Source organism: Pseudomonas sp. P4795 (genome assembly GCF_048822895.1).
GTDB lineage: Bacteria > Pseudomonadota > Gammaproteobacteria > Pseudomonadales > Pseudomonadaceae > Aquipseudomonas.
Window position 1 is genome coordinate 365,642 of record NZ_JBMFBT010000002.1, and the last position, 25,111, is coordinate 390,752.

23 protein-coding genes are annotated in these 25,111 nt (G+C 60.8%); 9 read left to right on the top strand and 14 right to left on the bottom strand.

The genetic code is table 11. From position 1 onward, the window contains the following. Positions 1 to 103: 103 nt before the first annotated feature. The 3 genes from ACOI8A_RS06180 to xopAW all read left to right on the top strand — a co-directional run bounded on the left by ACOI8A_RS06180 (position 104) and on the right by xopAW (position 2,663). Positions 104 to 853: a response regulator gene (locus ACOI8A_RS06180; protein WP_420646485.1), complete on the top strand. Its 750-nt coding sequence runs from the start codon at positions 104 to 106 to the stop codon at positions 851 to 853. Next, entirely contained in the window at positions 853 to 1,908 is a 1,056-nt protein-coding gene (locus ACOI8A_RS06185; protein WP_420646484.1) for a sensor histidine kinase, read from the top strand. The genes ACOI8A_RS06180 and ACOI8A_RS06185 overlap by 1 nt, the downstream gene beginning before the upstream one ends. A 104-nt stretch (positions 1,909 to 2,012) precedes the next feature. Beyond that, positions 2,013 to 2,663: a XopAW family type III secretion system calcium-binding effector gene (gene xopAW, locus ACOI8A_RS06190; RefSeq protein ID WP_420646483.1), complete on the top strand. Its 651-nt coding sequence runs from the start codon at positions 2,013 to 2,015 to the stop codon at positions 2,661 to 2,663. A gap of 579 nt (positions 2,664 to 3,242) precedes the next feature. Here the strand turns inward: xopAW and ACOI8A_RS06195 are convergent. From ACOI8A_RS06195 to ACOI8A_RS06235, 9 genes are all read right to left on the bottom strand, one after another. Then, on the bottom strand, positions 3,243 to 4,289 hold the full coding sequence (locus ACOI8A_RS06195; protein WP_420646482.1) for an AI-2E family transporter: 1,047 nt from the start codon (positions 4,287 to 4,289) through the stop codon (positions 3,243 to 3,245). 67 nt (positions 4,290 to 4,356) lie between these two features. After that, on the bottom strand, positions 4,357 to 5,175 hold the full coding sequence (locus ACOI8A_RS06200; RefSeq protein WP_420646481.1) for a DUF4892 domain-containing protein: 819 nt from the start codon (positions 5,173 to 5,175) through the stop codon (positions 4,357 to 4,359). Positions 5,176 to 5,290: 115 nt separating this feature from the next. Then, on the bottom strand, positions 5,291 to 6,145 hold the full coding sequence (locus ACOI8A_RS06205; protein WP_420646480.1) for an alpha/beta hydrolase: 855 nt from the start codon (positions 6,143 to 6,145) through the stop codon (positions 5,291 to 5,293). Next, positions 6,142 to 6,948, bottom strand: a complete 807-nt coding sequence (locus tag ACOI8A_RS06210) for an alpha/beta fold hydrolase (RefSeq protein ID WP_420646479.1) — start codon at positions 6,946 to 6,948, stop codon at positions 6,142 to 6,144. Before ACOI8A_RS06210 ends, ACOI8A_RS06205 begins: the two co-directional genes overlap by 4 nt. Positions 6,949 to 7,065: 117 nt before the next feature. Further along, complete coding sequence (locus ACOI8A_RS06215) at positions 7,066 to 7,509, bottom strand: hotdog fold thioesterase (protein ID WP_420646478.1); 444 nt, start codon at positions 7,507 to 7,509, stop codon at positions 7,066 to 7,068. A gap of 31 nt (positions 7,510 to 7,540) precedes the next feature. Continuing rightward, on the bottom strand, positions 7,541 to 9,196 hold the full coding sequence (locus ACOI8A_RS06220; RefSeq protein ID WP_420646477.1) for an AMP-binding protein: 1,656 nt from the start codon (positions 9,194 to 9,196) through the stop codon (positions 7,541 to 7,543). An 87-nt stretch (positions 9,197 to 9,283) separates the two neighbouring features. Continuing rightward, complete coding sequence (sixA, locus tag ACOI8A_RS06225; RefSeq protein ID WP_420646476.1) at positions 9,284 to 9,736, bottom strand: phosphohistidine phosphatase SixA; 453 nt, start codon at positions 9,734 to 9,736, stop codon at positions 9,284 to 9,286. Further along, positions 9,733 to 10,080 (bottom strand): DUF4389 domain-containing protein, encoded by a 348-nt coding sequence (locus tag ACOI8A_RS06230; RefSeq protein WP_420646475.1) that lies wholly within the window; start codon positions 10,078 to 10,080, stop codon positions 9,733 to 9,735. Before ACOI8A_RS06230 ends, sixA begins: the two co-directional genes overlap by 4 nt. Positions 10,081 to 10,112: 32 nt before the next feature. After that, complete coding sequence (locus ACOI8A_RS06235) at positions 10,113 to 11,138, bottom strand: NAD(P)H-dependent glycerol-3-phosphate dehydrogenase (protein WP_420646474.1); 1,026 nt, start codon at positions 11,136 to 11,138, stop codon at positions 10,113 to 10,115. 196 nt (positions 11,139 to 11,334) lie between these two features. On the opposite strand from ACOI8A_RS06235, the gene ACOI8A_RS06240 reads away from it, so the two are divergent. The 6 genes from ACOI8A_RS06240 to ACOI8A_RS06265 all read left to right on the top strand — a co-directional run bounded on the left by ACOI8A_RS06240 (position 11,335) and on the right by ACOI8A_RS06265 (position 18,845). After that, positions 11,335 to 13,458 carry a TonB-dependent receptor plug domain-containing protein gene (locus ACOI8A_RS06240; RefSeq protein WP_420651194.1) on the top strand — a complete coding sequence of 708 codons (2,124 nt, stop codon included), beginning with the start codon at positions 11,335 to 11,337 and terminating at the stop codon, positions 13,456 to 13,458. A 13-nt stretch (positions 13,459 to 13,471) separates the two neighbouring features. Then, positions 13,472 to 14,392 carry an ABC transporter substrate-binding protein gene (locus ACOI8A_RS06245; RefSeq protein ID WP_420646472.1) on the top strand — a complete coding sequence of 307 codons (921 nt, stop codon included), beginning with the start codon at positions 13,472 to 13,474 and terminating at the stop codon, positions 14,390 to 14,392. Beyond that, the gene (locus ACOI8A_RS06250; RefSeq protein WP_420646471.1) at positions 14,389 to 16,293 is read left to right on the top strand and encodes an ATP-binding protein; all 1,905 of its coding nucleotides are present in this window, start codon (positions 14,389 to 14,391) and stop codon (positions 16,291 to 16,293) included. Before ACOI8A_RS06245 ends, ACOI8A_RS06250 begins: the two co-directional genes overlap by 4 nt. 246 nt (positions 16,294 to 16,539) lie before the next feature. Then, positions 16,540 to 17,055: a 3-hydroxyacyl-[acyl-carrier-protein] dehydratase FabA gene (gene fabA / locus ACOI8A_RS06255; protein WP_042560484.1), complete on the top strand. Its 516-nt coding sequence runs from the start codon at positions 16,540 to 16,542 to the stop codon at positions 17,053 to 17,055. Between the two features lie 11 nt (positions 17,056 to 17,066). Beyond that, on the top strand, positions 17,067 to 18,287 hold the full coding sequence (fabB, locus tag ACOI8A_RS06260; RefSeq protein ID WP_420646470.1) for a beta-ketoacyl-ACP synthase I: 1,221 nt from the start codon (positions 17,067 to 17,069) through the stop codon (positions 18,285 to 18,287). 369 nt (positions 18,288 to 18,656) lie between these two features. Then, a complete protein-coding gene (locus ACOI8A_RS06265; RefSeq protein WP_420646469.1) occupies positions 18,657 to 18,845 on the top strand; it encodes a hypothetical protein in 189 nt (62 codons plus the stop codon). Between the two features lie 61 nt (positions 18,846 to 18,906). On the opposite strand, the gene ACOI8A_RS06270 is transcribed toward ACOI8A_RS06265, so the two are convergent. The 5 genes from ACOI8A_RS06270 to cysM form a co-directional block, all read right to left on the bottom strand. Further along, on the bottom strand, positions 18,907 to 19,449 hold the full coding sequence (locus ACOI8A_RS06270; RefSeq protein ID WP_420646468.1) for a DUF2058 domain-containing protein: 543 nt from the start codon (positions 19,447 to 19,449) through the stop codon (positions 18,907 to 18,909). A gap of 25 nt (positions 19,450 to 19,474) precedes the next feature. Further along, positions 19,475 to 20,308 (bottom strand): nucleoside triphosphate pyrophosphohydrolase, encoded by an 834-nt coding sequence (gene mazG / locus ACOI8A_RS06275; RefSeq protein ID WP_420646683.1) that lies wholly within the window; start codon positions 20,306 to 20,308, stop codon positions 19,475 to 19,477. 5 nt (positions 20,309 to 20,313) lie between these two features. After that, positions 20,314 to 22,557, bottom strand: a complete 2,244-nt coding sequence (gene relA, locus ACOI8A_RS06280; RefSeq protein WP_420646467.1) for a GTP diphosphokinase — start codon at positions 22,555 to 22,557, stop codon at positions 20,314 to 20,316. Positions 22,558 to 22,680: 123 nt separating this feature from the next. After that, positions 22,681 to 24,033 carry a 23S rRNA (uracil(1939)-C(5))-methyltransferase RlmD gene (gene rlmD / locus ACOI8A_RS06285; RefSeq protein WP_420646466.1) on the bottom strand — a complete coding sequence of 451 codons (1,353 nt, stop codon included), beginning with the start codon at positions 24,031 to 24,033 and terminating at the stop codon, positions 22,681 to 22,683. Next, positions 24,033 to 24,935, bottom strand: a complete 903-nt coding sequence (cysM, locus tag ACOI8A_RS06290) for a cysteine synthase CysM (RefSeq protein ID WP_026000780.1) — start codon at positions 24,933 to 24,935, stop codon at positions 24,033 to 24,035. Before cysM ends, rlmD begins: the two co-directional genes overlap by 1 nt. Positions 24,936 to 25,111: the final 176 nt, after the last annotated feature.

A 25,111-nucleotide genomic window follows, 5' to 3' on the forward strand; every position in this document is an offset into this window, starting at 1 on the left:
CTTACAGCAGCCCTTCCCGCCTCACGGCCGGACGCCTATGCTGAAACCACAACCTCGCAGCCTATCTTTGTGGTTGGCGGCCTACTGGCAGATCAAGAGCCTCATGCACAACACTCAAGCCACCGTGAACGATGAGCAAAAAGACGACAAGCGCTGGAGCATTCGTGCGCTGATCGTCGACGATGATGTGCCGATCCGCGAACTGATGATCGACTACCTGGCGCGCTTCAACATCCACGCCAGCGGCGTCACCGATGGCACTGCCATGCGTCAGGCCATGCAAGCTGAACATTTCGACGTGGTGGTGCTCGACTTGATGTTGCCCGGCGAAGACGGTCTGTCGCTGTGCCGTTGGCTGCGCGCCGAATCCGACATTCCGATCCTGATGCTCACCGCTCGTTGCGAACCCACCGACCGCATCATTGGCCTCGAACTGGGCGCCGATGACTACATGGCCAAGCCGTTCGAGCCGCGGGAACTGGTAGCGCGGATTCAGACCATTCTGCGTCGGGTGCGCGACGACCGTTCAGAACAGCGCGCGAATATTCGCTTCGACAACTGGCGCCTGAACAGCGTGTTGCGCCAATTGATCGCTGACGATGGGCTGGTGGTGCCACTGTCGAACGCGGAATTCCGCTTACTGTGGGTATTCATCGAGCGCCCGCGCCGGGTGCTCAGCCGCGAACAGTTGCTCGACGCCGCCCGTGGCCGCTCGATCGAAGCCTTCGACCGCAGCATCGACCTGCTGGTATCGCGTCTGCGCCAGAAACTCGGCGACGACCCGAAAGCTCCGCAGTTGATCAAAACCGTGCGCGGTGAAGGTTATCTGTTCGACGCGCGAGACATCGGCTGATGCGAGCGCGCTTCGACACGCTGTTCGGCCGCCTGTTTGGCATGCTGTTCATTGCGATCGTCCTCGCGCACTTGCTGGCTTTTGCGTGGTTTCGCCTTTACGGTCCGCCACCTCCGCCCCCGCCGCCGCAGTTTTCCCAAATGCACGAAGGGCAACCGGCGCCGCAGGATCCGCGTTTCGCTCAGCGACCGCCGCGACCCTGGTTCGGCGGACCATTGGTGCCTCTTACATTCCAGTTCGTTTCGCTGATCATCGCCGCGTGGTACGGCGCCAAACTGCTGACCCGGCCCATCCAGCGCCTGAGCGACGCCGCCGAACGACTCAGCGAAGATCTCGACAGCCCGCCGCTGGACGAGTCCGGGCCACGCGAGGCGCGGCAAGCGGCGCACACCTTCAACCTGATGCAACAGCGCATTCGCGAACAAGTGCAGGCCCGCGCACGCATGCTCGGTGCCGTGTCCCACGACCTGCGCACACCGCTGTCGCGACTGAAACTGCGCCTGGAAAACATCAGCGACGACAAGCTGCAAGGCCAGATGCGTCAGGATCTGGACGACATGATCAGCATGCTCGACGCCACCCTCACCTACCTGCACGAACAGCGCACCAGCGAAGCCTTGCAACTGATGGACGTGCAGGCGCTGGTCGAATCGCTGTGCGAAAACGCACAGGACCAGGGCGCCGACGCGCAAGTCAGCGGCCATTGCGCGCCGCTGCCGGTACAACCGATGGCCTTGCGTTCATGCCTGAACAACCTGCTGGACAACGCTCTGCGATATGCAGGCCAGGTGCGCATTGAGCTGCAGGATCAGCGCGAGCAGTTGCTGATTCGCGTAGTTGATCATGGCCCGGGCATCGCGGCGGACAAACGCGAAGCCGTGTTCGAGCCGTTCTATCGGCTGGAAGGTTCGCGCAATCGCAACTCCGGCGGCGTCGGTCTGGGCATGACCATCGCCCGTGAGGCAGCGCTGCGCTTGGGCGGACAACTCAACCTGGAAGAAACCCCCGGTGGTGGCCTGACTGCCGTGATCATCCTGCCGCGCCTTCCAGCCTGACTGTGTACCGTCCGGTACAAACTCCACATACCCAAGATAACTCGCACCTTGAGGCTGCATAAGCCGGTACGCCCACCGGTTTTTCAGCCCAAGGAGTGAGCCCGATGATCGGTAGCGTCAGCAACTACACGAGCTATACCAGCACCAACACCAGCACCGCCACGCAAAACGCCCGCAGCCAGCAACTGCAAAAAGAACTGTTCACTAAGCTCGACAGCAATGGCGACGGCGCGGTGGATCAGGATGAACTGAGCAGCGCGTTGTCGCAGAAATCCGACGACGGCTTGCTGATCAACCTGAGCCAACAATTCGGCGATCTGGACAGCGACGCCAGCGGCAGCCTCAGCTCCGAAGAAATGGCCGCAATGGCACCACCACCGCCCCCACCCGGCAATCAGCCACCCAACACCGACCTCGCCGACGCCCTGATCAGCGCACTGGACGCCGACGCCGACGGCAGCATAACCGCCGCTGAATTGAACAGCGCGTTACAGACCAGCGACAGCACCTCGGCGACCAGCAACGACGACAGCGCGGCGTTGCTCAAAGTGCTGGACAGCGACAGCAGTGGCGGCGTGAGCAGTGATGAGCTGGAAGCTGCGTTACAGGCTGGGCGCGAGCGTCCGGCGGAGGGCCAGACTTCCAGCGCTCAGACCACCGCTGAAGCGTTGAACCGCATGATCGCGAATTTGAGCAAGCAGTACTCACTGGATAATGCGGCGCCGGTGGGCAAGTATTTGAATGTGGCGACTTGAGGTGATGGGAGGATCGCTCCCGGGTTCGAATTTTCGGAGCGATTAAAGCTGCTGGGTGAGTTGGTTGCTTTCGATTTTTAGTGTGCCAATCAAAGCTGCCCTCACCCTAGCCCTCCCGAAACGTCGGACCGCCCAGAGGTAGAGGGGACTGACCGTGGTGATTATTCGAAGTACATCGACCTGAGCTACCGAGGCGCACTCAAGCTCAAAAAGCCAAAACCAAAATCTCTCACCCGTCGCAGCCCTGCTCCACCACCACTCAACAGGATGAGCGTTAGCTCGGCTGCAGCTCTTGATCTTGATCTCAAGCGCCCGTCGGCAGGCTGAGTGGAGGGGTTCATCCGGGGTTGGCGCGAAGCGCCGTTCGACGAAGTCGAACACATCGAGAGGAGGTGCAGCGCAGCAAACCGGAGGCGATGCCCCCGGATGAAACCCGGAAGGAAGGAACCCCGAGCCCCAGCGAGCGGGCCGAACGTCAGGGTAAAGACCTTTGCTTCCTTTGGGGCGTCTGCCAAAGGGAGTCGACCGTCAGGGCGAAACCATAAGAGGCCATCACCCCAAAAACGGATATGTTCCCAATCAGCGTTCAATCCGAGCCTGACTCTTACTCCAATCCGTCAACAAACTATAAGCCACAGCCAAAAGCGTAGGCCCGATAAACAACCCGATAAACCCAAACGCGATCAACCCGCCAAACACCCCAAGCAACACAATCACCAACGGCAAATTCCCCCCGCGGCTGATCAGATACGGCTTGAGCACGTTATCCACGCCACTGATGATGAACGTCCCCCAGATCCCGAGAAAGATCGCCATCCCATAATCACCCTTCCAGGCGAGCCACGCCGTAGCCGGGATCCACACCAACGGCGGCCCCATCGGAATCAGACTCAGCAGAAAGGTCACGATCCCCAACACCAGCGCCCCCGGCACCCCGGCAATAAAGAAGCCGATCAGCGCCAGAACTGCCTGCGCCGCCGCCGTACCAATCACCCCGTTGACCACCCGCTGCACGGTGCCGGCAACCAGATCGATGTAATATCCGGCGCGGTCGCCGATCAGTCGCTGCAGCAAGCCATGAACAAACGCCGCCAGCCGCGGCCCGTCGCGGTAGAAAAAGAACACGAAGACAATGCTCAACGTCAGTTCGAGAATCCCGCCGCCGATCTGCGCACTGCGCGCCAGCAACCAGTTACCGACCTGCCCCAGATAAGGCTTGATCGCGACCATCATCGCCGCACCCTGCTGATCGATGCTGTTCCAGATTGCCACCAGTCGTTCGCCCACCAGTGGCACGCTGCCAAGCCAGTCGGGCGCCGCCGGCAGACCGTCGACCTGCACGTCCTTGATCAACGCCGTGGCATCGCGCACGTGATCGGCCAGGTTGAAACCCAGCCACACCAACGGCCCCGCCACCAGCAACATCCAGCCGAGCGTCAGCACCAGCGCCGCCAGCGACTCACGGCCATTGAGCAAACGGGTCAGCAGGCGCATCAGCGGCCAACTGGCGAACGCCAGCACCGCACCCCAGAACAGCGCCGACCAGAACGGCGCCATCACCCACAGGCTGGCGCCGAACAGCACCAGCAGAAGGATTTGCACCAACAGCCGATCGTTATTGAGCATTCAGGTTCTCGAAGAAGTCAGTCAGCAATGAGGAGGCGAACACGTCAAGCGTGCCCGCCCAGAGCATCTAGCGCAATAGATCGATACGCAGACCGGCGCCATCGACGCTGCCCGCTTCCATGCGTGCGGCGCGTACGCCCTGCCCGATCAATGCCTGACGCCAGGCCTCGGCCTTCGGCCCGGAGACGCTCACGCGCAACGTGGTGTCGAGGTTCAGACCCCGCGAGAGCAAACGCAGCCAGGTGTCATCCGGATCGCTGACGAGTTTCGGCAAGTCGAGTTCACCGGTGCTTTTCAGTTGTCGCAGTAAAGTCGCGGAGGTCGGCAGCAAGTCGCCGAGCGGCGCAGCAGCCTCGAATTGTTCGACATGCAGATAGGCTTTGCGATTGCCGCGCGTGATGCTGTACAGCGCCACCAGCGTGTTGTCGCGCGGTTCTGCCAGTCTCAGCAGCAGATAGGCTTGTTGTTCATCGGAGCCGTACAGCTTGGCGTTACCGAACACTTCATTGGCCCACAGGCTGCTTTCGCCGCAATCACGCGCCTGACACCAGAACAGCAACTCGGCGTCCTGTTTTTGCAGGGATTCGCGCGCAGCGGTGAAAGCTTCGGTCGCGGAGTGTTCCGGCGGCAGTTCGTAAGTCACCGAGGTGGTTTGCCCACGGGCGGTGAGTTGACCGTCGAAGCGTAATTGGCCGCTGATCTTGCGGATCGAGCCCAGCGGATAGATCCGTTCCAGTTCCACCGGAGGGCGATAATCGACGATCTGCGCATCGGCCAGCCGCGGCACGATCGGCAGATCCTGACTGCCCGGCACATCGGCGGCAGATGACAAGGGACTGAAAAAACACAGCGCCAGCAGACTGAGGCAACGCTTGGGCAGGCTCATCGGACGGGCATGGCCTGGGCGCCTCTTGGGCTATTCGGGGTCGCAGCGGTGTAGAAATCCATCTTGTTTGTCTCCCATTTCAACCCGCCCAGCCTCGACAGTTGCCCGGTGCAAGTCAAGGAATGGCGAAGAAGCGATTGAAACAGTCTGCGACAAGGTCGGCACCGGCCTCATCGTTCAGGTGCAAATGGTGCCCGCCCGGCAGCTGTTCACGGCTAAAGGGTAGACGCTCCAGCAGCTCCGGATGTTTGGCCAGCATGCCGTCGGCCGCTACCACCAATTGCGCAGGACATGTGATGCGTTGGACGAAGGCCATCGCCTGTTCCTGGGTCAGACGCAGCGGCGAAGGTAGGGTCAGGCGATTGTCGGTGCGCCAGGTGTAACCGCCGGGCACCGGCATCAGCCCGCGTTGCGCCAGCAGTTCGGCGGCTTCACGACTGACCGCGACCAAGCCTTTCATGCGTGCTTCGATGGCGCGATCAAGGGTGCTGTAAACCGGTTTGCGTTTCTCGCGCAGATCGAGTTGCGCCTGTAGGGCCATGCCCATGCGCTCGGCAGCGTTTTCGCCTTTGTCGGTAGGAGGAATCACGCCGTCGATCAACGCCAGACGCGTGATCTTTTCCGGCAACGATCCCGCCAGCACCAGCGAAACGATCGCGCCCATCGAATGCCCGAGCAGACCAAAACGCTTCCAGCCGAGTTGTTCGGCAACTTGCAGCACGTCGTGCGCGTAGTCCCACAGCGCATACCCGGCGCCGGTCGGACGATGGCCGGAATGCCCGTGTCCGGCCATGTCCAGCGCAGCAATGCGCAAGCCTTTGAGCTTCGGTGCCAGCCGCGCGAAGCTGTTGGCGTTGTCCAGCCAGCCATGCAAAGCGATCACCGGCAAACCGTCTTCCGGCCCGAACAGATGCGCCGCCAGTTCGATGTGCGGCAGGCTCAGACGGACTTCTTCGACGATTTGGCTCATGCGCAATCCTTCTGCTGGCGATTTTCCCAGCGGGTGAACAGTTTTTTCAGCAGCAGCGCCGTGTCTTGTGGACGCTCAAGGGGAAACATGTGCCCGCCAGGCATGCTCAGCGCTTCGCCTTGTGGCAGACGCGCGACAAATCGCGTGTGATGACGCATCACCACTTGGCTCTTGAGCCCGCGCACCATCGCCAGCGGTACCTGCAATTGCCGGGTATGCGCAGGGCTGGTGTGTGGCACGCCGCGATAGATGCTGATCTCGGTGGCCGGATCGAAGCGCAGACGCAGCTTGTCGCCGACTCGATGCAGACCGTGTTGCAGGTAAGCGTCGAAGCATTCCGGGTCGAAGCTGCGGAACAGGGTTTTGCCGGCGAAGTAGCCACGCGCACTGTCGAGATCGGCAAACTCTTCGCGCCGACCCAGCGTGCGCCCGGCCGGAGTCAGTTTGTCGATGAAACCAAAGCGCTTGGCGGCGCGGATCACCCATTGATCGGTGCGGGTCAGCACTGGCGAATCGAGCATGACCACGCCGCGATACAACTCAGGACACCGTAACGCCGCGTGCAGATGCAGCATCCCGCCAAACGAATGGCCGACGCCCCACACCGGCTCGTCTTGCTGTCGCAGGTGATGGATCAGTTCGTCGACCAGGTTGTACCAATTGTCGCCCGCCGGGAAACGCGGGTCGTGGGCATGCTGCTCCAGATGCGTCACACGGAACTCCGGGGCCAACGCCGCAAACAGCTTGCCGTAGGTGCCCGAGGGGAAACCGTTAGCGTGGGCGAAAAAGATCGGTTGCGACATACGGGCAAATCCATGGGCGGAAAACAGGCGTTGATTGTCCGTAAGACCGCTTACGACAGCAATGACCGTAACTGCCAGGAATGATGACAGTCAGGTCAGAACTATGAAGGCCGGAGCTCAACGCACCGGCGGACTCTCCCCCAAAGGCACCACCGCCATGGTCAAGCGCGACACACAACTCGCCTTGCCCTCATCACTGGTCAGACGAATATCCCAGACATGCGTCGTGCGCCCGATATGAATCGCCTTGGCCACCGCCGTCACCCGCCCGCTGCGCAGACCGCGCAAATGGTTGGCGTTGATCTCCAGCCCCACGCAATAAAACTTGCTGGCGTCGATGCACAAATAGCTGGCCATCGAACCCACGCTTTCCGCCAGCACCACCGACGCGCCGCCGTGCAACAAACCGTACGGTTGATGGGTGCGATGGTCGATCACCATGCTCGCGCTCAGGGACTCCTCGTCGAAGGCCTCGAAGCGAATATCCAGCACTTCGCCGATGGTGTTTTTCTGGATTGCGTTCAACTGCTCGATGTTCGGAGTGGTGCGCCACAGGCTCATCGCAGACTTCCTTTGTTGTTTTAGTCGTCGCTCAATCCTGCCACAGCACCGCCTCGCTGCGCTCGCTCCATTCTTCGAAGCGTGCGCCGTAAGTGGATTCGATGACGTTGCGTTTGATTTTCAGGGTGGGCGTGAGAAAACCGTTTTCCACCGCCCAGTTGTCCTTGACCACTATCAGGCGACGCAGACGCTCGTGCTTGTCGAGCGCGGCGTTGACCTCCTCCAGCAGTTTTTCCAGGCTCGAATGCAGAATGGCGCGCGCCTCGTCGCGGCCGGCCACCGACAGCACGCACAGCCCCAGCGGCGCACTCAAGCCATCGCCGACCACGCACACCTGTTCGATGCGCGTGTGCACCGCCAGACGATTTTCAATCGGTGCCGGGGCGACGTATTTGCCTTTGCTGGTCTTGAAAATCTCCTTGAGTCGCCCGGTCAGTCGCAGGCGACCCTCGGCGTCCTGTTCGCCCTTGTCGCCGGTACGCAGGAAGCCGTCCTCGGTCAGGGTCTCGGCGGTTTTCTGCGGTTCCTTGAAATAGCCGAGCATGTTCGCCTGACTGCGCACCTGCACTTCGCCGGACTGATCAATGCGCACTTCGACTTCCGGGCACGGCTTGCCGATCCAGCCCTGTTTGTACTCGCCCGGCAGGCAGATGTGCGAGTAACCGCAGCCCTCGGTCATGCCGTAGACCTCGAGTACATCCAGCCCGAGTTTCTGATACCAAGCGAGCAACGCCTGCGGCACTGGCGCGGCGCCGGACAGCGCCACGCGCAACTCATCAAGCCCCAAACCCGCCAGCACTTTGTGCCCGACGCGTTTGCCAATGAATGGCAGGCCGAGCAGGAAATCCAGGCGTTTGGCCGGAATCTTGCCGTACACGCCCATCTGGAATTTGGTCCAGATCCGTGGCACGCCAAACATTGCCGTAGGCCGTGCCCGCTGCAGATCGGTCATGAAAGTGTCGAGGCTCTCGGCAAAGAACACGGTCTGCCCGGTATAAATCGAGGCCATCTCGACGAACATGCGTTCGGCAACATGGCACAGCGGCAGATAGGAAAGCAGCCGATCGTTTTCGTTGAGGCCGAATAACTGCGTGCCATGAGTGGTGGCGAAGCCGAGGTTGGCGAAGCTGTGCATCACGCCTTTGGGCAGGCCGGTGGTGCCGGAGGTGTAAATGATGGTCGCCAGTTGCTCGGCCGCAGGGCGCGGGTCGTCCTGGATCGGCGAGCTGCGTTGCAGATCGTCCCAACTGAATTCGAAGGTGCCAGGCGGATGCAGCGGCAGGCTGATTGTCTGCAGATCGACCGGCATCCCGATCGACATGCCCGGCCAATCATCCAGTTTGCCGATGAACGCCAGCACGCTTTCCGAGTGCGTGAGCACTTGGTGCACCGAGTCGGCGGTGAGGTTCGGATACAGCGGCACCGAGACATGCCCGGCCATCCAGATCGCCAGGTCGGCGATGATCCAGTGCGCACAGTTTTTCGAGATCAAGGCGATGTGGCTGCCTTGCGGCAATTCGCGGGCGCGCAACCAGTGTGCGGCGCAGCGGGCCTGATGGCCGACGTCGGCCCAGCTCAGGGTTTCGACCTGCCCGCCACCGGTCGGCTGCACCATGAAGCGCTGGCGCGGGTGCCGGGCCTCGCGTTCGTAAAACACGTCCAGCGGTAAACGGAAGGCGACAGACATGCGACTCGCTCCTGTTTTTTTGATCTGGAGCAAGCGTAGTCAACCAAGCAAGTGCTTGGTTGACTATTTTACGAATGGAAACAAGATCTACGGATGCTTCAGGCTGTTGAGGGTCATCGAGCCGATCAGCAGTTCACTGTGCTCCAGCTCCGCCAGGCCAGCAGTGCCGACCTTCTCCGGCGGATACCCGGCGCCGTGTTGCAGATAGCTCAGCAGATTACCCACCAGCGGGTTATGGCTGACCAGCAGCACATTGCTCACTGAGACCAGTTGCTCGGCGACCCGGTCCGGATCGATTTCCGGCGTCAGCCATTCAACCGTGCGGATCTCCGGCTCGAAACCCAGCGCTTCACGCACCACTTGCGCGGTCTGCTGGGCACGCAAATACGGGCTGGCGTAGATCGCGGTGATCGGCTGGCCGATCAATTGCGCGGCGCTACGCAGCGCTTCTTCGCGACCCAGCGCGGTCAGCTCGCGCTCGGAGTCCGGGCACGAGCCGTAAGGCACGGCCTCACCATGACGCAACACCCAGAGTTTCATAGCTTGGGCTCCTCATCACGTACCGGATGTGCTGTCGGCGGCACCGCGTGTGGCGCTTCGCCTTCCGGAGTACGCGGCGTCGGCCAGTCGGCGAACGGCCAAGGCTTCTGGTCGCTGTGGAAAGTGCCGAAGCGACCGATCTGCGCGAGGAACTGGCTGAGGCTGTCGCCAAAATTCATCAGGCCAGCGTTCGGCGCGCCATAGATCAGGCGATATATAAGCTGCACCAGCACCACGCCGCCGAGGACGAATTGCGCCACTTGCCAGACCAGCAGGTAGATGATCATCCACATCACCCGCAGGAGAATGGATTCGTACTTGGCTTCGGTTTTCGGATCGTTCATGTCTCGTTCCCCTGCCTGTCAATTAACAGCAATCAGTTGAAACCACTGGTGGAAATAAAGTCGACGTCGGTTTTCGGCTCGGCGCGCATCAACAGACCTATCACCTGCTCCAGCGTGCGCCCTTCAAACAGAATCGCGTGCAGCCCGGCGACCAGCGGCATGTACACGCCAGCCTCCTGCGACTTGGCTTTGAGCACCTTGAGGGTGTTGACGCCTTCGGCCACCTCGCCAAGGCGCGACACTGCTTCATCGAGGCTCAAACCCTGGCCGAGCGCGAAGCCGACTTGATAGTTGCGGCTCTTCGGCGATGAACAGGTAACGATCAAATCACCCACGCCGGCCAGACCGAGGAAGGTCATCGGGTTGGCGCCCTGATTCACCGCGAAGCGCGTCATTTCGGCCAGCGCACGGGTGATCAGCATGCTCTTGGTGTTCTCGCCCATCTCCAGCGCCACGGCCATGCCGGCGATGATCGCGTAGACGTTTTTCAGCGCCCCGCCCAACTCCACACCGAAACGGTCGGCACTTGCGTAGACACGGAAAGTACGGCCGTGCAGCGCGGCTTGCACCTGTTTGCACAGTTCTTCGTCTTCGCTGGCGACCACGGTGGCGGTCAGTGCGTGTTCGGCGATCTCCCGCGCAAGGTTCGGCCCGGACAGCACGCCGATGCGCGCCTGCGGGGCGATCTCTTCGAGAATCTGACTCATCAGTTTGAAGGTCTGGGCTTCGATGCCTTTGGTCAGGCTGACCAGCATCTTGCCGCTCAGACGCTCGGCGTGCGCGGCGAGCACCGTGCGCAGCGCACTCGACGGCAGCGCGACAAAGCACAAATCGCAGGCGTCGAGGGTGGCTTGCAGATCGGTGACGGCAGTCACACCGGGCAGAATCTTGATGCCTTTGAGGTAACGCGGGTTTTCGCGATTGACCCGGATGGCCTCGGCCTGTTCGGGGTCACGCATCCACTGCAGGACTTGATGGCCGTTCTCGGCCAACAGATTGGCCACGGCGGTACCAAAACTTCCGCCTCCCAGGACCGCAATCGGGCGCTGTTCAGTCATATGTAATCCGTTAATCCATACCAGTGGCGATGCCGGCATTATACGGAGCGGCCCGGCATCGGACAGCCCCGGCAACAATTACCGACACTTGTAGGAAGAAGACCAATAAAACCTAGGAAAATGCCCGCATCGTGACTGGAAAAGTCACTGCGCTCGGTTACCATGCGCGCCAATTCTCTGCGATCAAGGCTGTGTCGTGTCTGTTGGCCCTCTCCCTTCGCGCTCACCACTGTTGCTGGCGCTGCTATTCAGCCCGGTATTACTGGCGGACGACCTGTTTCTAGACAGCCAAGCTCTGCCGCAAGTATTGACCGCCACGCGCCTGAAACAGTCGCCAGCGGAAGTGCCGGGCAGCATGACCGTGCTCGACAGCGAACTGATCTCGGCCAGCGGCGCGCGCGACATCAGCGAGCTGCTGCGGCTGGTACCGGGGATGATGGTCGGCAACATCAGCGGCAATCAGGCAGCGGTCAACTATCACGGGACCAACGCCAGCGAAGCACGCCGCATGCAGGTGTTGATCGATGGCCGCTCGGTGTATCGCGCAGGCCTGGCGACGGTGGACTGGAGCGATATTCCGGTGGCCATGGAAGACATCGAACGCATCGAAGTCTTTCGCGGGCCGAACACCGTCAGCTACGGCGCCAATGCGCTGATGGCAGTGGTCAACATCATTACGCGCAACCCGGTGGACAGCCACGGCACGCGGCTGAAAATCACCCGCGGCCAACGCGGCATCAACGACTTTTATGCCAGCCAGAATGTCGGCTGGAGCAGCGGCGATCTGCGCTTGTCGTTGTCCGGTCAGGAAGACGACGGCTTCGACAGCGACCGCACTGGCGCCGATTACCGTGACAACCGCCGCTTGAATCGCTTCAGCCTCGCCGTCAGCCAGACCCTTAGCGACAACCAGAGCATCGACTGGCAACTCAACGCCAAGGACGGCAGCAATCAACGGCCCTACACCTACAAACCGGTGTTCTCGGGGATTACTGCTGCCGGGAACAATTCCGACGTGATTGCCAAGGACTACGCCGGCTCGCTGCGCTGGAACCTCGACATCAATCCGGAGCACAGCCTGTATATCCAGGGCTCGGCGCAGCACTGGGATCGCCAGCAGACCTGGCGCGCCTGTGATGCCGAAGTGTCGTTCAGCCCGCAACTGGCCGAACTGTGGCAGCTCAACCCGAACTACACCGAACGTCTGGCGCGCAACATGCTTTTGTTCACCGGCCCCGGTGCGCCCGCCGGGACGCCGCAGCAAATGGCCCTGGCCAATCAGGTGCTCGATCAATGGCGCAACGGCGCGCGTCAGACCTTGTGCGGCGACATCGACCAGAGCGCCCGCGAGTCGCGTTACGACCTTGAGCTGCAAGACACCCTCAGCCTGTCCGATAGCCTGCGACTGGTCAGCGGCCTGAACTATCGTTACGACCGGGCCGATTCCCAGACCTACTTCAACGGCACGCTGGACGACACCACTTGGCGCGCGTTCGGCCAACTCGAATGGCGCGCCAGTGAACACTGGCTGGTGCAGGGCGGTGCGATGTTCGAAGACACGCAACTGATCGGCAGTTCGCTGACACCACGCTTTGCCGTCAACTACCTGATCAACCCGCGTCACAGCCTGCGCGCGGTGTACTCGGAGGCAATCCGCTCGCCGGACATGTTCGAGAACAACGTCAACTGGAGCTATCAGGTGACCAAGCTGCGGCCTTCGGCCTACGGGCAGACTTCGGCGCGCTACTTCGTCAAGACCCGTGGCCCCGGCGATCTCGATCAGGAACACATGCGCTCGCGCGAACTGGGCTACAACGGCTACTTCGCCGAACTCGGTCTGGCGCTGGACGTGAAGCTGTTCTACGACGAAATCACCGGGATGATCAGCGAGCCGCTGCGCAACAATCAATACATCGCCAGCAACGCCAACAGCTCGCGCTTTCGCGGCACGGAAACGCAACTGGACTGGCGCCTGAGTGCGAAAGACCGGTTGCGCCTGACCTACGCTTTCGTCGACGCCGAGGCGAGCAATCCGCTCGATCAACAATTCACCGCGCGCAACAGCGGCTCGGCCGGTTGGCTGCGCGACTGGGGCCACGGCTGGAACAGCGCCCTCTTCTACTATGGTGACAATGCGCTCAACGGCTACCGCTTCGAGCGGGTCGACACGCGCATCGCCAAGCGCATCGCCATCGGCAAGGCCCAACTGCAGCTGGCCGGCGTGTTGCAACAGCGTCTCGATAACGAGCCGACCACCTTCGTTGACAACAATTATGACCAACGCCGGGTGATGTACTTCAGCGCCGAGCTGGAGTTCTAGGGTGCGCAACGCCATGTCACGGAAGGTGCCGACGGTCGGCCAATGGCTGGCTGGCCTGTTTCTGTTCCTGACCGCGTGGCTGCATGGTGTGGCGGTGCAGGCTGCGGACATTCTGTTGACCGGCGCCGAAGAAAGCCCCGGCGTGCAGTCCTTCGTGCAAGCCCTGAGCGAGCTGCGCCCGACCGACAACGTGCATTTCCAGCCGCTGGCGAGCCTGCCGGCGCCGGGTAAATTACCCGCCAGCCTGCGCCTGATTCTGCTGGATCTGCCGAGCCTCGACTGGCGCCTGCAAGAATCCGCCGGCCCGGCGACGCTGGTGCTGCGCATCAGCCGCTTGCAAGCGCAACAACGCTTCGGCGCGCTGCAACCGCCGCACTTGAGCCTGCTGTGGAGCGATCCGCCGCTGAGCCGCCAGTTGCAGTTGATCCGGCGGATTCTGCCGCAGGCCCGGCGGATTGGTGTGCTGTTCGATCAGCACAGCGAATTCCTGCTCAAGGAACTGCACGTCGCGGCACAAGTCATGAATCTGCAAATCGTCAGCCAGCGCTGGGACAACACCCACGACAGCCGCCCGTTGCAGGCCGTGCTGAAAGACAGCGACGTGCTGCTGGGCCTCGACGATCCCGACCTGTACAACCCGAAGACCGCGAAAAACCTGCTGCTCAGCAGTTACTCGCGACAAGTCGCATTGATCGGGCCCAACGCTTCATTCGTGCGCGCCGGCAGTCTGGCCAGCACCTACAGCGACCAGAGTGACTGGCTGGCGATACTCGACGAATTGCTCGACAAGCCTGCGGCCACTTGGCCGAAAACCCTCTATCCCGAACGTTTTAAAGTCTTGAGTAATGCGCAGGTGGCTCGTTCCTTAGGTATCGAACCGTTGAATGAAGTGTCTGTCGCCGCCGAGCTGGCCGAAGGAGAGCGCCGCCCATGATTTTCCGTCGTCGCTGGGACATCAACACCCGCACCCAACTGATCAGTCTGGGCCCGGCGCTGTTGCTGACCTTGCTGCTGATCAGTTTTTTCACCTTCGTGCGCATTCAGGATTTGCGCCAGGAGCTGAACCATACCGGTCAACTGATCGCCAATCAGCTCGCCCCGGCTACCGAGTACGGAGTGATTTCCGGCAACAACGAAGTGCTGGAGAGCCTGCTCAAAGCCACGCTGGCCACGCCGAACGTGCGCTTTCTTGAAGTGCAGGACAGCGCCAACCGGATTCTGGTGTACGTCGAACAACCGGCGGACACGCATTCGCGCCCGCATCAGGTCGAGGTGTTCCAGGCGCCGGTGCGTCTGCAACGCATCGCCCTGCACAATGATTTCTTCCAGGACGGCAAGACCAGCAGTGGCGCGGCGACTGAGGATTATCTGGGGCGGGTGATCGTCGGTCTGTCCAACGATGCCTTCAGCCAGCGGCAGAAGGAGATCCTGCTCAAGGCTGCGATTCTGGCGTTGTTTGCGCTGCTGTTTACCTTCGTCGTGGCACGGCGTCTGGCCGGCAGTCTGTCGCAGCCGATCCGCGACATCGGCGATGCGGTCAAGGCGATTCAGGAAGGCGATTACAAAACGCCGCTGCCGATTGTCGACGACACCGAACTCGGCGCCCTGTCGCAGCACATCAACAACCTCGCGCAGGCGCTGGAGCAGGCCAGCCGCGAACAGCATCAAGCAATGGCGCAACTGATCCAGACCCGTGAAGAAGCGGAAAAGGCCAACAGCGCCAAATCCGACTTTCTGGCGATGATGAGCCATGAACTGCGCACGCCGATGAATGGCGTACTGGGCATGCTGCAATTGCTCGAAACCACCGACATGACCGAGGAGCAGATCGAGTACGCGGCGCTGGCCTCCGAGTCCACCGAGCATTTGCTCAAGGTGATCAACGACATTCTGGATTTCTCGCGCATAGAACGTTCGGAGCTGGAGCTGGAGCACATTGCCTTCAATCTTGCGGACTTGATCAGTGCCTGCGCGCAGTCGTTCCAGCACAGCGCCGCGCAACGTGGTCTGGATTTGCAACTGCGCATTCCGCAGGACATGCGCAGCTTGCAGGTGCAGGGCGATCCGACGCGCATTCGGCAGATTCTGGTCAACCTGGTCGGCAATGCGTTGAAGTTCACCGAGCAAGGTCGCGTGAGTATCGAGGCGCAGTGGCAGTCGCTGGATCACGAGTTGCTGTGGTTCACCTGTTCAGTGCGCGACAGCGGCATCGGCATTTCGTCAGAACGTCTGGAACTGATGTTCAATGCATTCCAGCAGGCCGACAGTTCGATCTCGCGGCGTTATGGCGGCACGGGTCTGGGCTTGCCGATCGCGCGGACGCTCGCCGAACGTATGGGTGGCACCTTGCGCGCGCAGAGTGAGGAAGGTCGCGGTTCAGTGTTTACGCTGGAAATCCCCCTCGCGCTGACTCAGCAAGTCGTACCGAGGCTGGCTGCGCCACGGGCGATCAACGGCGAGGCGCACGGTGAAGGACGCAACGTGTTACTGGTGGAGGACAACCCGGTTAATCAGACCGTAATCGAAGCCATGCTGCGCAGTCTGGGTTTTACGGTCAGCGTCGCGACTGACGGCGCGCAGGCTGTACGCAGTGCTGGCGGCGAAAGTTTTGAGGCGATTTTGATGGACTGCCGCTTGCCGATCATCGACGGCTACGAGGCGACCCGACAGATTCGCCGGCTGCCCGGCTGCGCCGAGGTGCCAATCATCGCCCTGACCGCCAATGCCTTGCAGGGCGACCGGGAAAACTGTCTGTCGGCGGGGATGAACGATTATCTGGCCAAGCCGTTCAAACGCCATGACCTGCAGCAAATTCTGCAGCGTTGGGTGCAGTAGTGACGGCCTTTCGACCATCTGCGACTGGCGTGAGACGCGAAAGTGCGGCAGTCTTAGGCACCCGGACGAGCCTCAAAAGGGGCTTGAATAAAAATTTCAGTGCACAAGTGTACATTCATGTCCTTGGTGCTGTGACTTTCACCACAACGCAATAGTCTATGAGTAGGCTACCGGTACGAGGCATCAACGCGTCGATCGGCCGGGAAGATTGCCCCACCTGCCGCATGGGATTATTGAGGAGCTCGCATGACCAAACAAAACGCCTTTACTCGGGAAGACCTGCTGCGCTGCAGTCGCGGTGAGCTGTTCGGCCCAGGTAACGCGCAATTGCCCGCCCCGAACATGCTGATGGTGGATCGCATCACCCATATCAGCGAAGAAGGCGGCAAGTACGGCAAAGGTGAATTGGTCGCCGAGCTGGATATCACCCCTGACCTGTGGTTCTTCGCTTGCCACTTCGAAGGTGATCCGGTGATGCCGGGCTGCCTCGGTCTGGATGCCATGTGGCAACTGGTCGGCTTCTTCCTCGGCTGGCAGGGTCTGCCGGGCCGCGGTCGTGCGCTGGGCTCGGGCGAAGTGAAATTCTTCGGCCAGGTTCTCCCTACTGCGAAGAAAGTCACCTATAACATTCAAATCAAGCGCGTCCTCAAGGGCAAGCTGAACCTGGCCATCGCCGACGGTTCGGTCTCTGTGGACGGTCGCGAAATCTACACCGCCGAAGGCCTCCGGGTCGGCGTGTTCACCTCCACTGAAAACTTCTAAGGGTTATCCGCATGCGCCGCGTCGTTATCACTGGTCTGGGTATCGTTTCTTGCCTGGGCAATGACAAAGAGACCGTCTCCGCTAACCTGCGTGCAAGCCGCCCTGGCATCCGGTTCAACCCGGAATATGCCGAAATGGGTCTGCGTAGCCAGGTTTCCGGCTCCATTGACCTTCCCCTCGAAGAACTGATCGATCGCAAGATCTTTCGCTTCGTCGGCCACGCAGCGGCTTACGCCTACCTGGCCATGAAAGACGCGATCACTGACTCCGGTCTGACCGAAGAGCAAGTGTCCAACCCGCGTACCGGCCTGATCGCCGGTTCCGGTGGCGCGTCCACGCTGAACCAGATGGAAGCGCTGGATATTCTGCGCGAGAAAGGCGTGAAGCGCGTCGGCCCATACCGTGTAACGCGGACCATGAGCAGCACCGTTTCCGCCTGCTTGGCCACGCCGTTCAAGATCAAGGGCCTGAACTACTCCATCGCTTCTGCCTGCGCCACCAGTGCTCACTGCATCGGTACCGCCATGGAACAGATCCAGATGGGCAAGCAGGACATCGTGTTCGCCGGTGGCGGTGAAGAAGAGCATTGGAGCCAGTCGTTCCTGTTCGACGCAATGGGCGCTCTGTCCAGCAAGCGTAACGACACCCCGGAACAAGCCTCCCGCGCCTACGATGCTGACCGTGACGGTTTCGTCATTGCCGGCGGTGGCGGCATGGTCGTGGTTGAAGAGCTGGAACACGCTCTGGCCCGTGGCGCAAAAATCTACGCGGAAATCGTTGGCTACGGCGCGACTTCCGACGGCTACGACATGGTTGCTCCAAGCGGCGAAGGCGCGATCCGCTGCATGCAGATGGCAATGTCCACCGTCGACACCCCTATCGACTACCTGAACACCCACGGCACCTCGACTCCGGTCGGCGACGTTGCGGAAATGAAAGGTGTGCGTGAAGTGTTCGGCGACAAGGCTCCGGCCATCAGCTCGACCAAGAGCCTGTCCGGTCACTCCCTGGGCGCTGCCGGCGTTCACGAAGCGATCTACTGCATGCTGATGATGGAAGGCAACTTCATTGCCGGTTCCGCCAACATCGACGAGCTGGACCCGGAAGTGGCTGACATGCCGATCCTGACCAAGACTCGCGAAGACGCGACCATCAACACCGTGATGAGCAACAGCTTCGGTTTCGGTGGCACCAATGCCACGCTGGTCCTGAAGCGCTGGGCTGGTAAGTAATTACCCGCTGCTGAGCCGCACATGAAAACGCCCCGACTGGTTCGGGGCGTTTTTTTTGCCTGCATAAAGAATCCCCTGTAGGAGCTGCCGCAGGCTGCGATCTTTTGATCTTGTTGTTCAAAAACCAAAGTCAAAAGATCGCAGCCTGCGGCAGCTCCTACAGGGGATTACGTGTATCTGGAGATGAAAGTTTTGTCATGAAACTTTCAGACCTGCGACCGAATGTCGCGCATTCCGTGGGCTGTAGTGTAGTTGCTGATTTCGCAACAATACATTGCACAAATCGGCAGTTTACTTAGCAGGCTAACAAATTCTATAAAAGAGTCCTGCACACGCCTTGCTGCAGATAACAGAGATTGGAGCTAGCAGATGACTGTAAAAGTAACTGAACGCGACGATTCACATATGTCCCATGAAGGCGTAGCCGCCGGCGTACGGATCTGGGATGTGCATCAACAGGACTTGCTGGTCGGGATGTTCCATAACGAAATCGACGCCCACAACTACAAGGCCGAACTGGAAGTGTTGGAGCGACAGCGAGATCTGAAATCCGCCTGAATCAAGGTTTACGGGCAACCTTATATGTGGCGAGGGAGCAAGCTCCCTCGCCACAAAATGTTTACCACATCAGATCGTCAGGGATCTGATAGGCCGCGTACGGATCATCTTCAGCGGCGACTTCTTCGGTCTGCACGTTGAGCTGCACAATGCGCTGCGGATCGCGCTCCTGGATCTTCAGCGCCGCATCACGCGGGATTACTTCGTAACCACCGGCATGGTGCACGATGGCCAGCCAGCCGCTGCTGAGTTTGTTGCGCATCAGCGCGTTGACCGAGATGCGCTTGACCTTCTTTTCGTCGACAAAGTTGTAGTAGTCCTCAGTCGTCAGCTTCGGCAGGCGCGAGACTTCGATCAATTGCTTGACCTGCGCGGCACGGGCCTTGGCCTCGACTTTCTCTTGCTGCTGGCGGTTCAGCTCCTGATCGCGCTTGACCTTCTCGGCCTGCGCTTCCTGCGCAGCGCGCTGCTGCGAGTCATCCAGTTCGGCCTGACCTTTGTGCGCCAGACGTTGCTGCTTCTGCTTGTCTTTGCTGACCTGTTTGGCCTGCTTCTGGTTGACCAGGCCTGCTTTGAGCAACTGGTCGCGTAGGGAAATACTCATGGGGCTTTCTCACTTGGGCAACGGCTCAACCGCAGCTGGGCGCATTCTTTTCCTGACGTTTGGCTTCACCCCACAGGGCGTCCAACTCTTCGAGGGTGCAATCTTCCATGGGACGGTGGGTGTCGCGCAATGCCTGTTCGATAAAACGGAAGCGGCGCTCGAATTTGCCGTTGGCTGCGCGCAATGCGGTTTCCGGATCGACCTTCAGATGCCGCGCCAGATTGACCACCGAAAACAGCAAGTCGCCGATCTCGTCAGCCACTGCATCCGGGTCGTTTTCGGACATGGCTTCGAGCACTTCATCGAGCTCTTCACGCACCTTGTCGAGCACCGGCAACGCATCCGGCCAATCGAAACCGACCTGCCCGGCGCGCTTCTGCAACTTGGCCGAGCGCGACAGCGCCGGCAACGTGGCAGGCACGTCGTCGAGCAGTGACAGTTGTTCTGGCACGGCAGATTTCTCGGCGCGCTCTTCGGCCTTGATCTCTTCCCAGCGCTGCTTGACCTGTTCTTCGCTCAAACGCGGTACGTCCAGCGGTGCATACAGGTCACCGGTAGGAAACACATGCGGATGGCGACGAATCAGCTTGCGGGTGATGCTGTCGATCACCCCGGCGAATTCGAAGCGCCCTTCTTCCTTCGCGAGCTGGCTGTAATAAACCACCTGAAACAGCAGATCGCCCAATTCACCCTGCAAGTGATCGAAGTCGCCGCGCTCGATGGCGTCGGCGACTTCGTAGGCTTCCTCGAGGGTGTGCGGGACGATGGTCGCGTAAGTCTGCTTGATGTCCCACGGGCAACCGAACTGCGGGTCACGCAGCCGGTTCATCAGGTGCAACAGATCTTCAAGGCTGTACATCAATGTCATGGAGTCCGGTTACGCCGCGTTTCGATGATATTCGGCAACTGGGAAATCCTTCCCAGCAACCGGCCCAGTGCGTCCAGACCCGGAATCTCGATGGTCAGCGACATCAGCGCGGTGTTGTCTTCCTTGTTCGAGCGGGTGTTGACCGCCAGCACGTTGATCCGCTCGTTGAGCAGCACTTGCGACACGTCACGCAGCAGACCGGAACGGTCGTAGGCGCGGATGATGATGTCCACCGGATAGGTGAGCACCGGCACCGGGCCCCAGCTGACCTGAATGATGCGCTCTGGCTCGCGCCCCGACAGTTGCAGCACCGAGGCGCAGTCCTGACGGTGAATGCTCACGCCACGGCCCTGGGTGATGTAACCGACGATCGCATCACCTGGAAGTGGCTGGCAGCAACCGGCCATTTGCGTCATCAGGTTGCCGACGCCCTGAATCTGGATATCGCCACGCTTGCCCGGCTTATAACCGGTGGCCTTGCGCGGGATCAGCTCCAGCTGTTCGTTGCCACGTTCCGGCTCGACCAGTTGTTGCGCCAGATTGACCAGTTGCGCCAGACGCAGGTCGCCGGCACCGAGGGCGGCGAACATGTCTTCGGCGGTTTTCATGTTGGCCTTGTCGGCCAGCTTGTCGAAATCCACCGCCGGCAGACCGAGACGCGCAAGTTCGCGCTCAAGCAAGGTTTTACCGGCCGCGACGTTCTGATCACGGGCCTGCAATTTGAACCAGTGAACGATCTTCGCCCGCGCCCGCGAAGTGGTGACGTAACCCAGGTTCGAGTTCAGCCAGTCGCGGCTCGGCGTACCGTGCTTGCTGGTGATGATCTCGACCTGCTCACCGGTTTGCAGGCTGTAGTTGAGCGGCACGATGCGCCCGTTGATCTTGGCGCCCCGGCAGTTGTGACCGATTTCGGTGTGCACGCGGTAGGCGAAGTCGAGCGGCGTCGAGCCTTTCGGCAAGTCGATGGCGTGCCCGTCGGGGGTGAAGATGTACACCCGATCCGGCTCGATATCGACGCGCAGCTGTTCGGCCAGACCGCCGATGTCGCCCAGCTCTTCGTGCCACTCGAGCACCTGACGCAGCCAGGAGATTTTCTCTTCGTAGTGGTTGGAGCCGGATTTGACGTCGGTACCCTTATAGCGCCAGTGCGCGCAGACGCCGAGCTCGGCTTCTTCGTGCATCGAATGCGTACGGATCTGTACTTCGAGAACCTTGCCTTCCGGGCCGATCACCGCCGTGTGCAACGAGCGGTAGCCGTTCTCTTTCGGGTTGGCGATGTAGTCGTCGAATTCTTTCGGGATGTGCCGCCACAAGGTGTGCACGATGCCGAGCGCGGTGTAGCAGTCGCGCATTTCCGGCACCAGCACGCGCACCGCACGCACGTCGTAGATCTGGCTGAACTCCAGACCCTTGCGCTGCATTTTGCGCCAGATCGAATAGATGTGTTTCGCCCGGCCACTGATGTCGGCGTCAACGCCGGTGGCCTGCAATTCGTCCTTGAGCTGAGTCATCACGTCGGCGATGAAACGCTCACGGTCGAGCCGCCGCTCATGCAGCAACTTGGCAATCTGTTTGTATTGGTCGGGCTCGAGGTAACGGAAGGACAAGTCCTCCAGTTCCCATTTGATATGGCCGATGCCGAGCCGGTGCGCGAGTGGCGCATAGATGTCGAAAACTTCACGGGCGACGCGGTTGCGCTTCTCGTCGTCGGCGGTTTTTACCGCACGGATCGCGCAGGTGCGTTCGGCGAGTTTGATCAATGCAACGCGTACGTCATCGACCATCGCCACCAGCATCTTGCGCAGGTTTTCCACCTGGCCCTGAGTGCCGAGCACCAGCGATTGACGCGGGCTGAGGCTGGCACTGATCGCCGCCATGCGCAGCACGCCGTCGATCAGCTTGGCCACCACCGGGCCGAAGCGCTGGCTGACTGCCGCGAGTTCGATCTGGCCTTCGCGCACGCCGCGATACAGCACGGCGGCGACCAGCGAATCCTGATCGAGTTTGAGGTCAGCGAGAATCTCGGCGATCTCAAGGCCGGCGCTGAAGCTGCCACTGCCTTCAGCCCAGAGATTCTTCGCTGCATTGGATTGCTGTTCGGCCTGTCGAGCGAACTCACAGGCTTCCTTCAAGGCTTCGCGATCCAGTGCCAGATCGACACTGACCGCATGATCGAGCCAAGCCTCGAGATTGATACTGCCGTCGGTGTTGATCGGCTGGTGTGCTCTCACCTGTACCATGTTGCTTACCTTCCCTACGACGCAGATTCAATGCGTCAAATCGCTGACCTTCATTGCCCGTTTACGCTCGCGGGGCTAAGGCGAGCACTGCACGGGCGGACCAGTCGGATCAGACGAGCCATCCTAGCTCGCTTCAAATAACGCCATGGCCTCGACATGTGCCGTCTGAGGAAACATATCGAGAATCCCGGCACGTTTTAACCGGTAGCCCTGCTTGATCAATTCGACCGTATCGCGCGCCAGAGTTGCCGGATTGCACGACACGTACACCAACCGCTTGGCACCGAGGGTCGCCAGCTTGCGCACCACCTCGAAAGCACCGTCACGCGGTGGGTCCAAGAGTACCGCAGAAAAGCCGTTTCCGATCCACTCGGCATCGGTCAAAGGCTGGGATAAATCGGCCTGAAAAAACTTTGTGTTATGCAAATTGTTACTGGCGGCATTCGCCTCGGCGCGCTCGACCATGGTTTGCACGCCCTCGACCGCCACCACTTCACGCACGGTTTTAGCCAGCGGCAAAGCGAAGTTGCCGAGACCGCAGAACAGATCCAGCACGCGTTCCTCGGCGGTCGGCTTCAGCCAATCCAGCGCCTGGGCGACCATTGCTTCGTTGACCCCGGCGTTGACCTGAATGAAGTCCCCCGGCCGATAGGCCAGATCCAGATCCCACTGCTCCAGTCGATAGCCAAGCGCTTGCGTGGCATCGACCGGTTGCGGGCCGTCTTCGCCATGCAGCCACAGCTGCGCCTGATGGAAGGCGCAGAAGTCCTTGAGGATCGTCAGGTCAGCCTCGGACAATGGCGCCATGTGCCGCAGCAGCACGGCCAGTGACGAACCGCTGAACAACTCGACGTGACCGAGCGCCTGCGGTTTGCTCAGGCGCCGGAGCATCTCCGGCAAGCGGGTCATGATCGGTTGCAAGGGCTGTACCAGCACCGGGCATTCGCTGATTGCGACAATGTCCTGGCTACCGGCAGCACGGAAACCGACTTCGAGATTTTTCGCCTTGATGTCCCAGCGCACGGCGATCCGCGCGCGGCGGCGATAGCCGAACTCCGGGCCGGTCAACGGTGCGGCCCACTCTTGCGGTTCGACCCCGGCAACCCGTGACATTTGCTCGGCGAGCATGCGCTGTTTCAGGGCAAGTTGTTCACTGTGCGGCAGATGTTGCACGCTGCAACCGCCGCAGCGTCCGGCGTGTTGGCAAGGTGCCGGGCGACGCAGTTCGCTGGCCGTGAATACGCGTTCGGTGCGTGCCTCGACCACTTTGCCGTGGGCGCCGAGCACCCGCGCCTCGACCTCTTCACCGGCGAGGGCGCCGAGGACGAACCAGGTACGGCCTTCGAAAAACGCGATGCCACGACCGTCATTGGCCAGACGCTCGATGCTCAAGCGCTGTTTTTTGCCGGTCGGGATTTGCGGTGCCTTGCTGCCGCCGGTGGGCTGGAAGCGCAGGCCTCTCTCATGCTTGGCCATCAGTTGGGCGCGTCGAAAATGCCGGTCGACAAGTAACGGTCGCCACGGTCGCAAATGATCGCGACGATCACCGCGTTTTCAACTTCCTTGGACAGGCGCAGCATCGCTGCCACTGCACCGCCCGAAGACACGCCACAAAAGATGCCTTCTTCGCGGGCCAGACGCCGGGTGACGTCTTCGGCCTCGCTTTGCGCCATGTCAACGATGCGGTCGACGCGATCCGCCTGATAGATCTTCGGCAGATATTCCTGCGGCCAGCGGCGGATGCCGGGAATAGCCGAGCCTTCCATCGGTTGCAGACCGACGATCTGCACGCTGTCGCTCTGCTCTTTCAAGTAGCGCGACACGCCCATGATGGTGCCGGTGGTGCCCATCGAGCTGACGAAATGGGTAATGGTGCCCTGAGTCTGACGCCAGATTTCCGGGCCGGTGGTGGTGTAGTGCGCTTCCGGGTTATCACCGTTGGCGAATTGATCCAGCACCTTGCCACGGCCTTCTGCTTCCATACGCTGAGCGAGGTCGCGCGCGCCTTCCATGCCTTCTTCCTGACTGACCAGAATCAGCTCGGCGCCATATGCGGTCATCGCCGCCTTGCGTTCGGCGCTGGAATTGTCCGGCATGATCAGGATCATCTTGTAACCCTTGATCGCAGCCGCCATGGCCAGCGCGATTCCGGTATTGCCCGAGGTCGCTTCGATCAGCGTATCGCCAGCGTGGATCTGCCCGCGCAATTCGGCACGGGTAATCATCGACAGCGCCGGACGATCCTTGACCGAACCCGCCGGGTTGTTCCCCTCCAGCTTGAGCAAAAGGGTATTGCTGGTGGCACCGGGCAAGCGTTGCAAACGAACCAGCGGAGTGTTGCCGACGCAATCGGCGATGGTGGGGTACTGCAAGGTCATGGCGTATTCGCAATCCAGACGTGCGGGGGCGCCTATCATACCGGCAAACCCGCGCGGCCCATATCACGCAAAGTGCGGTGCTTATGGTTTATAGGAATAAGCATTAAAAGTCGCGCCGGTGGCGCGACTTTTGAAACTGCATTGGCGATACGCCAGGCGGTTTCCATGTAGGAGCT

Bases quoted from the DNA above. Each gene is read 5' to 3' on its own strand.
- ACOI8A_RS06180 (WP_420646485.1), top strand. From the start codon at position 104: ATGCACAACACTCAAGCCACCGTGAACGATGAGCAAAAAGACGACAAG.
- ACOI8A_RS06185 (WP_420646484.1), top strand. From the start codon at position 853: ATGCGAGCGCGCTTCGACACGCTGTTCGGCCGCCTGTTTGGCATGCTG.
- xopAW (WP_420646483.1), top strand. From the start codon at position 2,013: ATGATCGGTAGCGTCAGCAACTACACGAGCTATACCAGCACCAACACC.
- ACOI8A_RS06195 (WP_420646482.1), bottom strand. From the start codon at position 4,289: ATGCTCAATAACGATCGGCTGTTGGTGCAAATCCTTCTGCTGGTGCTG.
- ACOI8A_RS06200 (WP_420646481.1), bottom strand. From the start codon at position 5,175: ATGAGCCTGCCCAAGCGTTGCCTCAGTCTGCTGGCGCTGTGTTTTTTC.
- ACOI8A_RS06205 (WP_420646480.1), bottom strand. From the start codon at position 6,145: ATGAGCCAAATCGTCGAAGAAGTCCGTCTGAGCCTGCCGCACATCGAA.
- ACOI8A_RS06210 (WP_420646479.1), bottom strand. From the start codon at position 6,948: ATGTCGCAACCGATCTTTTTCGCCCACGCTAACGGTTTCCCCTCGGGC.
- ACOI8A_RS06215 (WP_420646478.1), bottom strand. From the start codon at position 7,509: ATGAGCCTGTGGCGCACCACTCCGAACATCGAGCAGTTGAACGCAATC.
- ACOI8A_RS06220 (WP_420646477.1), bottom strand. From the start codon at position 9,196: ATGTCTGTCGCCTTCCGTTTACCGCTGGACGTGTTTTACGAACGCGAG.
- sixA (WP_420646476.1), bottom strand. From the start codon at position 9,736: ATGAAACTCTGGGTGTTGCGTCATGGTGAGGCCGTGCCTTACGGCTCG.
- ACOI8A_RS06230 (WP_420646475.1), bottom strand. From the start codon at position 10,080: ATGAACGATCCGAAAACCGAAGCCAAGTACGAATCCATTCTCCTGCGG.
- ACOI8A_RS06235 (WP_420646474.1), bottom strand. From the start codon at position 11,138: ATGACTGAACAGCGCCCGATTGCGGTCCTGGGAGGCGGAAGTTTTGGT.
- ACOI8A_RS06245 (WP_420646472.1), top strand. From the start codon at position 13,472: ATGTCACGGAAGGTGCCGACGGTCGGCCAATGGCTGGCTGGCCTGTTT.
- ACOI8A_RS06250 (WP_420646471.1), top strand. From the start codon at position 14,389: ATGATTTTCCGTCGTCGCTGGGACATCAACACCCGCACCCAACTGATC.
- fabA (WP_042560484.1), top strand. From the start codon at position 16,540: ATGACCAAACAAAACGCCTTTACTCGGGAAGACCTGCTGCGCTGCAGT.
- fabB (WP_420646470.1), top strand. From the start codon at position 17,067: ATGCGCCGCGTCGTTATCACTGGTCTGGGTATCGTTTCTTGCCTGGGC.
- ACOI8A_RS06265 (WP_420646469.1), top strand. From the start codon at position 18,657: ATGACTGTAAAAGTAACTGAACGCGACGATTCACATATGTCCCATGAA.
- ACOI8A_RS06270 (WP_420646468.1), bottom strand. From the start codon at position 19,449: ATGAGTATTTCCCTACGCGACCAGTTGCTCAAAGCAGGCCTGGTCAAC.
- mazG (WP_420646683.1), bottom strand. From the start codon at position 20,308: ATGTACAGCCTTGAAGATCTGTTGCACCTGATGAACCGGCTGCGTGAC.
- relA (WP_420646467.1), bottom strand. From the start codon at position 22,557: ATGGTACAGGTGAGAGCACACCAGCCGATCAACACCGACGGCAGTATC.
- rlmD (WP_420646466.1), bottom strand. From the start codon at position 24,033: ATGGCCAAGCATGAGAGAGGCCTGCGCTTCCAGCCCACCGGCGGCAGC.
- cysM (WP_026000780.1), bottom strand. From the start codon at position 24,935: ATGACCTTGCAGTACCCCACCATCGCCGATTGCGTCGGCAACACTCCG.